The organism is Xenorhabdus eapokensis (assembly GCF_001908105.1).
Map to the genome: position 1 here is coordinate 1 of NZ_MKGQ01000014.1, position 12498 is coordinate 12498.

Here is a 12498-nt window from a genome sequence, read left to right on the forward strand (position 1 = left end):
GGGGAGGAGCAAAAGCGATCAGGAGGCAAAAAAGATGTTCAGTTGATGAGCTATTTACGGAGCATATTGAATATGTCAAATTATGATGATTCTGCTATACATTAGTGATTGCTGAAGAATATAGTCACTTTGTTGGCTCTAATCGCCGTCTTGATTTACTTGGTATCGATAAGTCTGCCAATCTCGTCGTTATCGAGCTTAAACGGGATGACGATGGTGGTCATATGGAACTTCAGGCGATCCGGTACGCTGCTATGGTTTCGAATCTAACGTGGGAACAGGCTGTTAGTGCTTACAGGGAATTTTTGAGTCAAACAGGGCAAGATGTTGATGCTGAAAGTTCGCTGTTGGATTTTCTGGCATGGGACTCTCCACAGCATAGTGATTTTGCTAAAGAAACGCGTATCGTTTTAGCTGCTTCTAGCTTTTCTAAAGAGATTACAACATCAGTTTTGTGGATGAATGATATAGGCATGGATATAACTTGTGTTCGTCTTCAGCCTTTTCGAGTAAATGAAAAACTTTTATTAAATATTGAGCAAATTGTTCCTCTTCCCGAAGCGATGGATTACCAGATAGAGGTACGTCATAAAAAGCGTGAAAAGAGAGTTGCTAGCAATGAAAAAGATCACTCATCACTTAATCTGTATGTTAATGGGATACCTTACCAGCAAGGATTCCGTAAGTCAGACATTGGTTTTTATACAGTTAAGGCACTTGAGGAGCATCAATTAATTGATGAGTCTGGTTTTAGCTATCTTCGAAATAATAAAACTTGTTCGTTTCAGTTACTGAAAAAATATGAAGAAATTAAAGGCACTGAAGATAAATACAAAAAGTATCGTACTCAGTTAGAGCCTGAGTTTGATTATCAAGGTGAGGGGTATTACATCGCTCGAAATTGGAGTCTTTCTAATACAAGTCGATTTATTAATGAAATTCAGGAGAAATTCTCGTCACTACGCTATGAGTGGGGCTAATTCAAATATTCATTTTTGGTTGAGTTTGAAGCGATCCTTTTCGCTCTGTATAATCGCCCGCCTTGGATAATTTGGGGGAGTTGGTGCTCCCCTTTAATATCTCCTAATGGCTGAATAAAAGCCGAAATAAACCAGAATATAAAGCGGCGATATCGGCGCTATCTTTTTGATTTTTAAACGAGGTTTGTGATATGCACCTATCATCCCGCTTCTCCGTCGCCCCCATGTTGGACTGGACGAACTTATTAATAAAATCAATATATTATGTTGTTGTGGTGTACTATTGGTGTACCGCTTTATTTTTTGTTCGATTTTTGCGCGATACATAATCCATCGCATCTTTGGACTCTTTTCTTTTCGTGTCTATTAGGGTGGCCAAATCACTCACATGCACCATCCGTGGTGACTTTTGACTATCATTACATCGAAATGTCGGAAGTGGCAGCAGCCCCAACGACGCTTTTTGTTCGGCGGTGGCGGGTTTCATACCTAAATACCTCTCTGCAATGTCTGAGAGTGGAATTGTGGCAGTTTCAAACTCTGCCATTAATAAGAATACAGTATTCATCGCTTCATCGCCTCTAATAAAATGTCTTGTGTTTCCCGTTTTGAGTTTCGCCGTTCCATTACCAGTTCATCGACCGTACCTACGGCAATAATGTGATGGATAAAAACGGGGCGGTTGTACCCTGCCTGAGCCTGTCGCGTAGGGCCTATTCGTTCAATAATTTGCTGGTACTGTTCCAGATCCCACCAGTGAGAGAAAAACACCAGGATATTTCCGCCATCCTGTAGGTTCAGGCCGTGGCCTGCGCTGGCTGGATGAGCGAACATAACGGGTATTTTCCCCGCGTTCCAGTCGCGTAGGGTCTGTGGATCTGAATCAAGATGCTGGCCTTTTGGAAACGCTTTCAATAACCTTTCTAAATCATGCTTCCAGTGATAAGCCACCAGCACAGGCATTCCTCCTGACTCGTTAATGATGCTGTCCAGTGCCTGTAGTTTGGTGTCATGTAGTTCCTGCCAACCGCCGTTCTCGTCGGTATAGATAGCACCGCTGGCGATTTGCAGGCATTTAACGGTTTTGGCCGCAGCGTTCAGTGCCTCAACCCCAGTGCTACCTAATTCCATGAACATTTCTTTTTCCATCGCGCGGTATTGCTGGCGAACCTTGGACGGCAAATCGACACGAATAACGTTGTGGACAGGCTCCTGAATATCAAACCAGTCCGCCGCGTTTAGCGCGATGGTCACGTCATTTAACGCCGCTTGCATTTGCTCCTGAGCAAACGGCCACGGTTCCAGTTTCACCCATTGCTGCCCTGGAAAACGAATATTATTGAACCAACGCGAGGTGAACGCACTGTACGTTCGGCCTAGTCGCTCGCCCTGATCGATAAACCACGATTGCCCCCATAAATCGACCAGACCATTTGGGGACGGTGTACCAGTTAAGTTAACCCAACGACGTACATGTTTATGAGCAACCTTTGCCAGTGCGGCGGCTCTTTTGCCACCTTTCCGTAGCCGGAACGATTTTAGCCGTGTGCTCTCATCGGCGATGACGGTAGCGAACGGCCATTTATCACCTAACGTTTCCACCAGCCAGACGAGGTTATCGTAGTTGGTGGTAAAAACACTGGCATTGGTATTTTTGAGTGCGGCCATGCGTTCTTTTACACTGCCAACAATGGGCTGAACGTCGATATTGTGGAAATGATTCCATTTGTCCGCCTCGTCCGGCCATGTGGAGCGAGCCACTCGCAATGGCGCCAATACCAATGTTGGTTGGGTTTCCATACCCACCATGTATAAATCCTCCAGTGCGGTTAATGTTGCTACCGTTTTGCCCATACCCATACCCGCCCACACGTTGCAACGGGGTATATCCAGCTCGTGATTAATAATGAGATCTTGGTAGGGGCGGGGTGTGAATGGTTTCATACTTTGCCCTTACTTTGCACGAGCATTAATATTACCAGAGTTCGTTTCTTTGAGTGTTATTACCATTCCGTCCGTCTGAACGAAATAGAGGGTATTTATCTCTCTGTCATTCTTTTTTATAAAACCCTTAACTACATCCAGAATAACACTAACATTGACATCATTAGGGGTATCAATTGTTATTTTCATTTCGTTTCTCGTATTTTGTAAATGGAATTTTGAGTTATTATGTACCGACAGTCCTTATAAGTTTTAGCATTGCGAACCTGAGATGTTATTATCTCATCGCCATCGTTAAAACGTTTCTTACTATCATTAAATATTTTCCCAAATGCTAGTGCCCGCTCACCATTATCAATAAAATCAGTTATTTCTAATTCAGCGGTATAAGCTATTTCTCGTGGTGAGATTTTATTAATATATGCAGCGCATGATTCTTCATTAAATTCATTGTTCATTTTGATTTCCTCTAATTAATTTTTATCCGTCGTAACAACCACACGGCATATCATGATCAATATCGTCTATACCGTAACCATTAGGATTTAGTAAGAATTCGCCCCAGTTCCAGCGCCTGCCTAACCCTTTAATCTGTTTCAGGTCAGCCATTCGCTCCATTTCTAGGGCACGTTCTATGAGGTCGGGGTGGTCTTGTTGGAGGCGTAACAGTTCTGGCTTTTTGGTATAAGGACAGCACCAGCAAGAGCTTTTACCGGGACGTGGAAGACCTGCCCGTTGAATGGCTTCTATACATGCATCCCGATCCCACCCCCAATCATACAGTGGGTATTCATATTGAAACTTTTTAGACAGAACGGCATCGTTAGCTAAAGTGCGACGGGCATTCAGTACTCGCGTTTCTTCATCGAAATCATAACCGACAAGCATAGTGATCTTTTCACCCCGCGCCCATGCTGCTTTACAAAGCGGATGGTTATTCCATTCTTTTTCTTGCGGTTCGATTTTAAATTTCTGGCTGCAATTTTTAAAACCATATGCAACTGACGGTAACATATTCCGCTCGCGATAATAGGTGTATAAATCTTTCTCATGATATACCCATTCGGCCTTTGTTCTGCCAGCGCGAAATACTTTCTTGCAAACGGTTATTTGTGGTCCGCCATTTGCAATTAACCAATTATTTATTACAGAGAGGTACGAATAGGTATAGGGTTTTTCACAACCTGTATCAGCGAATGTAATTAAATCGGGAATTATACCTATTTCTAACAATCCAACTAATAATGCAACTGAATTCGTACCCCCCCCCATATGACATAGCGATCATGTATTACCCTCATTGCTATCAAACCACATTAAAAATAATAGACAGCACGCTGCGTGAGACAAATGCGATAATCCGCTCTCGGAATCTATTTTCTCGCCTGATCGATACTCCAATAAATGTCTCATGGCTGCATCAAAATATCGTGTTTCAGCGTTAGGAACATTTTTCCAATTATTGGATGCATATTTTTGTGCGCCGAATTCGAGAACATTAATTATTTCTATTAACGGTGATAATGGTATTAAACTGAACCTAGGTTTATTACCGTCGAATTTAACACCCGTCATAAAATACCCTCCAAATTTTTACTATCCAAAACCACGACCTCGTGCCCTAACGCCCTGAGCCGTTCGTGTTCCCGTAATTGCTCAGGGCGGGGCTTTTCGTCAGGGGCTTTGCACTCGACAAAAACGACCCGCCCGCTCGGTAATACAACAATACGGTCGGGTACACCACGGCGACCAGGGGAAATAAATTTATAGGCGATGCCACCTGTTTTTTTTACTTCATTAACTAAATACTTTTCTATTACATCCTCTCGTATTTTCATTTAATTTATCCCTGTGGTACTGCTTTAAACAAAAATCAGAACGATTTTCCGACCACTCAATATTTAACGCATTGCGAGAATGGCGGCCGGCTTTATTCCACGCTTTTGACGCCCGTAAATAATCACCCTCGCGTTCAATTTGCGCAGCCTCGCGTGCAGTACGAAAATATAACGGGCTGTCTCTATATTTAAATGACATAGGGTGAGCCTTATTTATTCCTTTCTATATCTATATGCTTCAAATCCGCCTGCACTTAGGGGTAAATCCGGTGCCCAATCGGGATTTGTTGCGAGTAACGAACTGAGATGTTCATGAGAATAATCGGGGGTGTCCGGTGCCTCAGTCAAAACCTCGTCATGCACGGTCAGCACAATGTCATAACCCGCATAGCTAATGCGTGGCATGTTACCCGCCAGTATGTCTCGTGCGGCTGCCTGCGTGGCGTTTTCTACCAGCTTTCCGCCGTAGGTCTTGAGTCGTTGCCATTTGCGGCTGTACGGATTCGTACCCATATAACTAATCTGCCCATCATCGAGGCGAGGTGAGGGATAGCACACCGCACGTCCAGATGGCAGAACAACACGGAGCCATGCGCCATCGCGTCTGACCCGCAATTTACGGCACGGAATTGTTACGTTGGGTGAGCTGATAGCGCGCTTGACTGCCTCTTCCAGTTCATACCAGAACGGCACGGTAGCAATGTGGGCATTACGCCACATGCGCTTGAGTGAGTCGCAGGTAATAAACACTCGTTCGCTCAATCCGTAGGTCTGTTTTTGTTCGACCGACTGTTTATACCAGCTCATCGCTGCCCGTTGGACTGACACAGGAATGTTGGGTAATGCAGCGGTTGCCAGTTCGTCCAGGTCGAGTGCATAGGTCAAGGCGAATGTAACAAACGCCGCGCCCCCGCCGCCATACCCTAAACCAAGTTCCATCACCTTACCTATCTGACGCTGGTCTTTTGTGACGTCATCGGGTTCAATGTTGAATGCACGGGCATAGGCCAGTTTGTAGAGGTCTGAGCCAGTGCCGTTGTCATATTCGCTGAACGCCCGCAATTTCCAGTCCTCACCCGCCAGCCATGCCAACATGCGCCCTTCAATATTGGACAGGTCACTGACAACCAGTTTTTTACCGTTCGGCGCGATGATAACGCCACGCAGTGCCGAACTGGTCAGTTCCATGATGTTATCAAACAGCAGATCCGCGCAATCCGCTTTCAGTGCCTCGATACCCGTATCTATAGTGCGTTGGTCTAATGTAGCTCTTGGTAAATTTTGCGGTTGGAATAGGCGTCCTGCCCAACGTCCGGTACGGGATGCACCACAAAATTGTAATGTTCCGCGTAGACGCCCATCGGTGCTAATGCCATTCATCAACGCCTTGTATTTACTGGTGCTGGTAGCGCTGGCTTGTAATCGGATGGTGAGCAATTCTCGTAATGCGATGGGTAAATCAGGGTCAGCAATTCGGCGCTCCAATGTGCTTTTTTGCATATCCGGTAGGTCGATCCCAAACGCAGTGGTGATATGTTTTAACATGGCATCCCGCTGAGTTGCGGCCTGTACATCACCATCGGTCAGTTTTTGTGTGCGTTTTGCCAGTCGCTTTTGTTCCTGCTCAACGGCTGCAACGGCAGATTTTGCCAGCTCAATATCCATGTACACACCACGATCATTGATTTGTTGGTCACGGTGCCAGAGTGCCAGCTCATCACCCTGATAGTTCCATCTGGGCAGGCGCTTATGCACCTCGCGCATGGCGACGATATCTAATGCCGCGTACGCTACAAATCGCCGCCATTCTGCGGGGTGGGTTTTGCGGGTGGCACGGCGAATGGTGACATTTTTCGGGCGAGGCTTACAAAACAATTGGATCAGTGCCTTGCCCTCCTTATCTTTCGCTTTATCTGACGGAATACCTAGCACTTCACATAGTGCACCTAACGCACCTGGTAAACCGTGTGCCAGTGCCTGAACCATCGTGTCTCGCCAGCGGGAAATATCCAGATGTAAATCTGGCATATAATGGTGTAAAACAGTACGGTCAAAATGTGAATTGTGCGCGAACAGATTGACCGACGGGGTGAGCAGGGCAGTACGTAATTCAGCAGGCATGAATTCACCGCTGGTGACATCCCATACCTGAACCGGATTATCATTAATAGCCCACGCAAACAGCATAATTTCCGCGTGTTCGGCGTAGGCGTGAGTGCCATTTTTGATTGGTATCTCACTATAGGTTTCGAGGTCGAGCCAGAGTCTATCCATTATCCGCCTCGGTCGGTAACCCTATTAGTTCGTTTAATGCCTCACGGCGAACGGCGGGAACTGGAGGTGCTTTTATTATATCTTTAGGCAATAATTCGGCTGCTTCCGGCCATTCGGCTAATAACCTTTTTACAGAGCGAACCTTTAATAATGCGGCTTCTACATTATTAGTAATATCGTCCCGCTGGTTATTTAATTCTTCATGACGTTTTTCCAGTTCATAGAATTCATTAACCAACGGATTATCGGCTAATAATGTGGTCGTTTTGGGCGTTATTTTATATATGTATTCCCGTCTGTCATAATACCGTTCGCGTGCTCCGTTGAAATATGCAACAACACGACTACCTGCTAAGTTAATTTCCATATAGCAGTATTCACGTACCGGAAAATCATCTAATCGCATAGACTCAGGTATTTTATTAGCCAGTGTTTTTATTTCTGAAATAATATCGTTTATCCCTGAATCCATATTTGCGCAGCCGATGGCTTCTATTCTTACTTTTTCAGCCCAATCCGCACGGTCTTTATAAAGTTGCTCTTCTTTTTCGAAGATACCTGCTTTTGTCAGTGCCTTTTTAACAATTTCACTTTTTATATCTTTGGTTAGTGTTTTCTGTGTCATGGTTTTTTTACCTTAAGAAAAGCCCCGCATAATAACGGGGCAATATTTATTAGCCGTCGTTTTCGCTTAGGTCTTCGAAATCTTCGGGCGTGGCTATTTGCCAAATTTTTCGACGCTTTTCTTGCTGGCGAAGATATTCTGCCCAACTCATGGTCAATTCCTCGTTAACTAAAAACGTCCGCTTCGGCATCAGCCCCTTCGCTGATATCGTCAAAATCATCCACAGAGGCAACACCGCCGCCCGCGAATGCGTCACCGTCTCTCAGGAACTGGACGCCAGACAGTGAAGCGGATATGCCTTTGCCGTTGTTTTCGTAGGCGAAAATACTAATAGTTGCATTCACATAACAACCGGAATAGGGGCGTCCATCCTGCGCAGTGAGTGGCGTTCTGTCGCGATCAATTACCAGTGGTCTTGCTTTGTTACTGGCGGAAATATACATATTGCCCGCGTAGCCGTCATAATCGGGTTTATCATCACCATCACGGAAATTAAATCGCATGTTATTTCCGCGAATACTTTTAATAATACCCTCAGCTTTAGCGCCCCATTTATCAGTAGCCACTTTTAAAATTGCGGCTTCAATTTGTTTAATTAAATCAGTTCGCTCTTTTGGAATAAGGAAAGTGGAGCGAAATTTATAATCGCCTTGGCCGTTGACTTGGGTCGCTTCATATAAATCAGGAAATGCCAAACGTACATTTGGTAATTTAATTTTCATTGTTTATTTCTCTTTATTGATTAGATGTGTAATTAAACGAACATATCATCCGATACGTCGTCAAAATCGTTGATAGGGTTAATGTCTAATGCTGGACGCGGGTCTGATTCCGGTACGACGGTAGGTTTACCGTCAGCCCGAACAATAAGTGGTTCCAGTTTTGCCCATCGGCGAGGACTGTCTTTCTTGAGCAGTTTTTCGGCTTGGGTAGGGCTGATCAGTTTTTGGGAATACATTTGGTCTTGCTTGAGCCGGAATGTTTTTAACATTTCCTCAGCGTTTGCCTCAGCACTCCACGTTCGGTTACCCTGTTTACCTGCGACCAGTTTAAACCCAGGGATAGAGTGACCCGCATTCAGCTCATCGTTGACGCGAGCGCGGATGGATTTACACCAGCTTTCAACAAAATCCACCTGTGCGTATTTGACAGCTAGTGTTAGGTTGCTGTAACTAGGTATTTGCTCAATGGCGTTTTCTATCTGCGGCTCTAATGGTTGCGTCAGATCGACAAAATCATCGATGACCGTTTTTAGCACATATTCTGATAATGCGGAACAATTGGCTTTGGCCTTGCAGAAACGGCACTGCTTTTCACCTGGGGCAAAACTGTCAGCGGGTAGTGTTTCTACCCCATCGCATTGTGCTATGTTGAACGTGATAATGACCGATGCGGCGGCCTCTCTGGCGTATTCCCCGAATTTTCGCAACTGATCAACACTGACCGTCCATTCCGACACATGGTGTAATCGGGGTTGGTGAATAAATAACCGCACCGTGTCGAAATCATACAGCATATCGAACTGGTCGAGAGCACCGAGGGCGTATAACGTCAACTGCTCATTCCGCTCAGCATCAACCCGTACACCTCTGCCATATTTCAGGTCGTGGATTTGTAGCTCATTGCCGTTGATGATTATCGCGTCAGCAGTGCCGAATGAATTTTCAACACCGATCACCTCGGAAAAATCGACGCGTTGTTCAATTAATAACTCATTACCCTGAGCCAGTCCCCACACCGTTTCAACGTATTCGCCTACTGCCTCCACCATTTCCTCGTCAACCGTGGGTGTGTCAGGTTTCAGCAGAACGTTTTGCCCTAAATATTCGGCGGTAGTTTGCCCTATAGTGCACGGTTTACCCGCCAGCGTCGGGTCTTGACGGTTGCGTAATACAGTTTCAGCGAGGGCATGGGCTGCGGTGCCCTCCAGTGCGAACGGTGATTCAGTGTTCGGTAATCCCGCCTCCATCGCCAGGCTGCCATGACAGCGCAACCAGCGATGAGCCGATGAGGGTGAGAGTTTTGCGTGTACCTCTGGCATGGTTATTCCTCCACCCACGCGGCCTCAGCCAATTTCAATACCTCTGGTAGTTTTTCTTGGGGGATATCGCCTAATTTTTTGGCACCAAATTTATGTACGATACCTGTTGCCTCGTTACGATAGCCGCCTTTCGCTAGCCGTAGTAACGCTTGTTGAGTCTGGTCATAAAGCGCTGCATAAAACTCTGGTTCTGGCTCTGGCTCTGGCTCTGGCTCAGTGGTCTGTTTACCCTCGTTCAACAGTGCCACCGCGAATTCACGACGTTCAGTAATGCCAGGGATATCATCCCAATTCGCTACCATTTCCAGACACAGATCTAAAATAACGGCGTTCGTCAGGGGTTTTAGTTCTGGTAACCCCTGTAACGCACAATCCAATGCATCTACCTGTCCGTTACGTTCAGCTTCACCAATACCATCAATAACGGCTCTGGCCTGAGCCAGTTTATCGGCGGTCAGGTTGTAGGCGTCATTTTTGAACAACACGGCAATGGCGACCACGGTTTCCAAATCCAGCGTTTCGATATCAACCGGAGTGGTATCTACAGCTTTTTTAACACTGGATTTTTTCGGTTTGGCGGGTTGTTCGACGGTTGCCACAATAGACTGATCGTCGTTTGCGGCAGGGATGTTTGGTTTAAAGATTGCCAATGCCGAAACAAATTGCGCCATTAGCTCGTTATGTTGCACCAATAGTTCAGCTTGGTAGGTATTCAGGGTATTTTGTTGTTCAATAAGTGAGTTTTGCTGCTCCAACAGTGCGGTTTTCCGCTCTAACAGCTCATTATTTTTATCTAAAGATGTTTCTAAGCTCATTTTTTCCAGCCCTTTTATTATGAGTACAGAGTAATTGGGAATTTGCTAGCAGGATTGCGTTGTAATTCTTCGAGTTTCCGTTGCCAGCGCAGGCGGCGAACGGCATTGTTTATTGGGTATTTACCAACAGGCATTATTTTTGGTTTCATAACGTTTTTTACATATCAAAAAGCACACCCACTAAAATGGGCAGGTGGGTGTGTTGGCACAACGGCCATTGCGTCGTGGATGTTATTACGCACGTAAAAATCCCTCGCTAATGAAAACGATTAGTGATTTCTGAGGTTGGGTTATTTTTGGGTCAGACTAATGAGCGCCTTAGCGTGCAGCTCGGCGGATTCTTTGTCTAAATGTATTTGCCCTGTTTTTAACATCATCAAATCAAATTCATCACCAAACCATACACAACCACCACATAAAGTCCCACGAGTAGTTATGGGAACAAAATATTCAGTTCCGCGTGAGGGCGTATACCTCACTGGCTCAGGAACTTCGATATCCCCGATTTTGATAGCGCGGGGTTTTAGTCTGTATTTTCTGGCTACATTAAAATAAAATTCACCCGCGAAAGAACTCCATCCGTCGGCGTTGTCATTTAACACTTCAAAATATTCCCACGGTTTATCAGTCACCTGAGCTAATTTAGCGTATTCCATGATTAAATCGGCGTGAATGTGTTTAGGCATTATTTATCCTCCAGTGGCATCTTTGCCGCTGATAACCGGTGCAAGTTTGGCTGTCTTGCTGCTTTACCGGCACGTCTTCTTCCTCATTAACCCTCACCAGCGCGTGTGCAGTTCGACCTGCTTCTGGCTCCCTTATAGAGATTCGGGGCTGCTTCATAACAGCAGCTTCAAGTTAAACTTCGGTCTATCCGCTTTGCTAAAGCATGATTATTTTCCTCCTCTTAGTTGATTTTTGCGCTCGCACACACCCTACTGCCAGTGTTGCCCGTTCGCGCCCCTTTCTGGGGCTAATCTTCCCACCGACCGGATCGCGCTTGATGGTACATCGCATTTCATGCGTAGGGGTCTAAACAGTAGGTAGTGTGCTGTTCCGACTTTCCAAATTGTTAAAGAGCGGGTTGTTAATTCTATTTTTGCGAAAATGCATTTAAATATCCTTATTGCATTTATAGTCGGAAGTGCATCTTCTTGTCAATGCTAAAACGCATTAATTTATCAAAAATAAAAGCCGCTTTTTTGCGGCCTGATGTATTTTATTGATTTATATGTTTTTATTTTATTATGAGATTGGGTTTTGCTAACCCAGCTACATAATGTAGTGTTTTAATTGTGTTTTTTGGGAAACGTATAGGGGCGTGATCTTCATTGAGAGGGAGTAAATGATACTGCTCTTCTCGTTCGAACAGAAATGTTTTAACAGTAGCGCTACCATCCGTAGATATGATTAATACTTCATCCCCTGGTGATATTTTTTGATTAGGTTCAATGACCACATATTCCCCATCTTTTATACGTGGCATTAGTGATGTACCTTTACATTTTACGGCATATACATCTTTATCATATGACGGCCAACGTAAATAACTATTGTCTTCTTCATTTGTGGAAGTTTCGAGATGCTCTTCAGTATCATTAATAACTATGTCTCTGCGGACAGGAATATTAGTGAAATTGTGAGGGTAGTATTCATCACCTATTTCTACGATGGTTGTTGGTTTTAATGCCTGCAAATCACATTCAATTAAATCAATTGGAGATACCCCAAAAAAATCAGCAATATTCTTTAGAACTGTGTACTTAGGGTCTCTAACTTCCCCGGTGATCATTCTATGTAGGGTTGATTGCTGCATTTTTACCCGTTTAGACAATTCAGTTACGCTGCCAATATCATGCTTGAGCATCAAGTATTTGATGTTTTTGTTTAGTGTATCTGCTTCTAGCGCCATTCTGTTTAGCCTCTAAATATTTTGTAATTCAAACAGGCAATCCTTTATTGCATATTCTATCTTTATTAT

17 protein-coding genes are annotated in these 12498 nt (G+C 44.7%); 1 reads left to right on the plus strand and 16 read right to left on the minus strand.

Translation table 11 applies throughout. The features are described 5' to 3' along the window. The first annotated feature begins 104 nt into the window (after positions 1-104). Complete coding sequence (locus Xedl_RS11015) at positions 105-980, plus strand: PDDEXK family nuclease (protein ID WP_208605048.1); 876 nt, start codon at positions 105-107, stop codon at positions 978-980. A gap of 280 nt (positions 981-1260) precedes the next feature. Here Xedl_RS11015 and Xedl_RS11020 read toward each other — a convergent pair whose 3' ends face one another. The 16 genes from Xedl_RS11020 to Xedl_RS11090 form a co-directional block, all read right to left on the minus strand. Continuing rightward, positions 1261-1548 (minus strand): pyocin activator PrtN family protein, encoded by a 288-nt coding sequence (locus Xedl_RS11020; protein WP_074023744.1) that lies wholly within the window; start codon positions 1546-1548, stop codon positions 1261-1263. Continuing rightward, entirely contained in the window at positions 1545-2924 is a 1380-nt protein-coding gene (locus tag Xedl_RS11025; RefSeq protein ID WP_074023745.1) for an SNF2-related protein, read from the minus strand. Before Xedl_RS11025 ends, Xedl_RS11020 begins: the two co-directional genes overlap by 4 nt. A gap of 9 nt (positions 2925-2933) precedes the next feature. After that, positions 2934-3113 (minus strand): hypothetical protein, encoded by a 180-nt coding sequence (locus Xedl_RS31630; RefSeq protein ID WP_074023746.1) that lies wholly within the window; start codon positions 3111-3113, stop codon positions 2934-2936. Continuing rightward, positions 3110-3382 (minus strand): hypothetical protein, encoded by a 273-nt coding sequence (locus tag Xedl_RS11035; protein WP_074023747.1) that lies wholly within the window; start codon positions 3380-3382, stop codon positions 3110-3112. The genes Xedl_RS31630 and Xedl_RS11035 overlap by 4 nt, the downstream gene beginning before the upstream one ends. A gap of 22 nt (positions 3383-3404) precedes the next feature. Then, complete coding sequence (locus Xedl_RS11040; protein WP_244149700.1) at positions 3405-3938, minus strand: hypothetical protein; 534 nt, start codon at positions 3936-3938, stop codon at positions 3405-3407. 270 nt (positions 3939-4208) lie between these two features. Then, a complete protein-coding gene (locus tag Xedl_RS39320; protein WP_074023749.1) occupies positions 4209-4499 on the minus strand; it encodes a dATP/dGTP diphosphohydrolase domain-containing protein in 291 nt (96 codons plus the stop codon). Continuing rightward, positions 4496-4762, minus strand: coding sequence for a PDDEXK family nuclease (locus Xedl_RS11050; RefSeq protein WP_074023750.1), 267 nt, complete (start codon positions 4760-4762; stop codon positions 4496-4498). The genes Xedl_RS39320 and Xedl_RS11050 overlap by 4 nt, the downstream gene beginning before the upstream one ends. Continuing rightward, on the minus strand, positions 4722-4961 hold the full coding sequence (locus tag Xedl_RS11055; protein ID WP_074023751.1) for an ANR family transcriptional regulator: 240 nt from the start codon (positions 4959-4961) through the stop codon (positions 4722-4724). Before Xedl_RS11055 ends, Xedl_RS11050 begins: the two co-directional genes overlap by 41 nt. 14 nt (positions 4962-4975) lie before the next feature. After that, positions 4976-7036, minus strand: coding sequence for a DNA polymerase (locus Xedl_RS11060; RefSeq protein WP_083600310.1), 2061 nt, complete (start codon positions 7034-7036; stop codon positions 4976-4978). Beyond that, positions 7029-7661, minus strand: a complete 633-nt coding sequence (locus tag Xedl_RS11065) for an Nmad5 family putative nucleotide modification protein (protein ID WP_074023753.1) — start codon at positions 7659-7661, stop codon at positions 7029-7031. Before Xedl_RS11065 ends, Xedl_RS11060 begins: the two co-directional genes overlap by 8 nt. Positions 7662-7825: 164 nt before the next feature. After that, positions 7826-8383, minus strand: coding sequence for a DUF2815 family protein (locus Xedl_RS11070; RefSeq protein WP_074023754.1), 558 nt, complete (start codon positions 8381-8383; stop codon positions 7826-7828). A gap of 32 nt (positions 8384-8415) precedes the next feature. Beyond that, the gene (locus Xedl_RS11075; protein ID WP_074023755.1) at positions 8416-9702 is read right to left on the minus strand and encodes a DUF2800 domain-containing protein; all 1287 of its coding nucleotides are present in this window, start codon (positions 9700-9702) and stop codon (positions 8416-8418) included. 2 nt (positions 9703-9704) lie between these two features. After that, a complete protein-coding gene (locus tag Xedl_RS11080; RefSeq protein WP_074023756.1) occupies positions 9705-10517 on the minus strand; it encodes a hypothetical protein in 813 nt (270 codons plus the stop codon). A 17-nt stretch (positions 10518-10534) separates the two neighbouring features. Next, entirely contained in the window at positions 10535-10666 is a 132-nt protein-coding gene (locus tag Xedl_RS35660) for a hypothetical protein (protein WP_279625357.1), read from the minus strand. A gap of 141 nt (positions 10667-10807) precedes the next feature. After that, entirely contained in the window at positions 10808-11203 is a 396-nt protein-coding gene (locus Xedl_RS11085; protein ID WP_074023757.1) for a hypothetical protein, read from the minus strand. Between the two features lie 551 nt (positions 11204-11754). Further along, entirely contained in the window at positions 11755-12429 is a 675-nt protein-coding gene (locus Xedl_RS11090; RefSeq protein ID WP_074023758.1) for a S24 family peptidase, read from the minus strand. Positions 12430-12498: the final 69 nt, after the last annotated feature.

What these genes read in the sequence shown, in the direction of transcription:
- Xedl_RS11020 (WP_074023744.1), bottom strand. Translation starts at nt 1,548, where the DNA reads ATGAATACTGTATTCTTATTAATGGCAGAGTTTGAAACTGCCACAATT.
- Xedl_RS11025 (WP_074023745.1), bottom strand. Translation starts at nt 2,924, where the DNA reads ATGAAACCATTCACACCCCGCCCCTACCAAGATCTCATTATTAATCAC.
- Xedl_RS31630 (WP_074023746.1), bottom strand. Translation starts at nt 3,113, where the DNA reads ATGAAAATAACAATTGATACCCCTAATGATGTCAATGTTAGTGTTATT.
- Xedl_RS11035 (WP_074023747.1), bottom strand. Translation starts at nt 3,382, where the DNA reads ATGAACAATGAATTTAATGAAGAATCATGCGCTGCATATATTAATAAA.
- Xedl_RS11040 (WP_244149700.1), bottom strand. Translation starts at nt 3,938, where the DNA reads ATGTTACCGTCAGTTGCATATGGTTTTAAAAATTGCAGCCAGAAATTT.
- Xedl_RS39320 (WP_074023749.1), bottom strand. Translation starts at nt 4,499, where the DNA reads ATGACGGGTGTTAAATTCGACGGTAATAAACCTAGGTTCAGTTTAATA.
- Xedl_RS11050 (WP_074023750.1), bottom strand. Translation starts at nt 4,762, where the DNA reads ATGAAAATACGAGAGGATGTAATAGAAAAGTATTTAGTTAATGAAGTA.
- Xedl_RS11055 (WP_074023751.1), bottom strand. Translation starts at nt 4,961, where the DNA reads ATGTCATTTAAATATAGAGACAGCCCGTTATATTTTCGTACTGCACGC.
- Xedl_RS11060 (WP_083600310.1), bottom strand. Translation starts at nt 7,036, where the DNA reads ATGGATAGACTCTGGCTCGACCTCGAAACCTATAGTGAGATACCAATC.
- Xedl_RS11065 (WP_074023753.1), bottom strand. Translation starts at nt 7,661, where the DNA reads ATGACACAGAAAACACTAACCAAAGATATAAAAAGTGAAATTGTTAAA.
- Xedl_RS11070 (WP_074023754.1), bottom strand. Translation starts at nt 8,383, where the DNA reads ATGAAAATTAAATTACCAAATGTACGTTTGGCATTTCCTGATTTATAT.
- Xedl_RS11075 (WP_074023755.1), bottom strand. Translation starts at nt 9,702, where the DNA reads ATGCCAGAGGTACACGCAAAACTCTCACCCTCATCGGCTCATCGCTGG.
- Xedl_RS11080 (WP_074023756.1), bottom strand. Translation starts at nt 10,517, where the DNA reads ATGAGCTTAGAAACATCTTTAGATAAAAATAATGAGCTGTTAGAGCGG.
- Xedl_RS35660 (WP_279625357.1), bottom strand. Translation starts at nt 10,666, where the DNA reads ATGAAACCAAAAATAATGCCTGTTGGTAAATACCCAATAAACAATGCC.
- Xedl_RS11085 (WP_074023757.1), bottom strand. Translation starts at nt 11,203, where the DNA reads ATGCCTAAACACATTCACGCCGATTTAATCATGGAATACGCTAAATTA.
- Xedl_RS11090 (WP_074023758.1), bottom strand. Translation starts at nt 12,429, where the DNA reads ATGGCGCTAGAAGCAGATACACTAAACAAAAACATCAAATACTTGATG.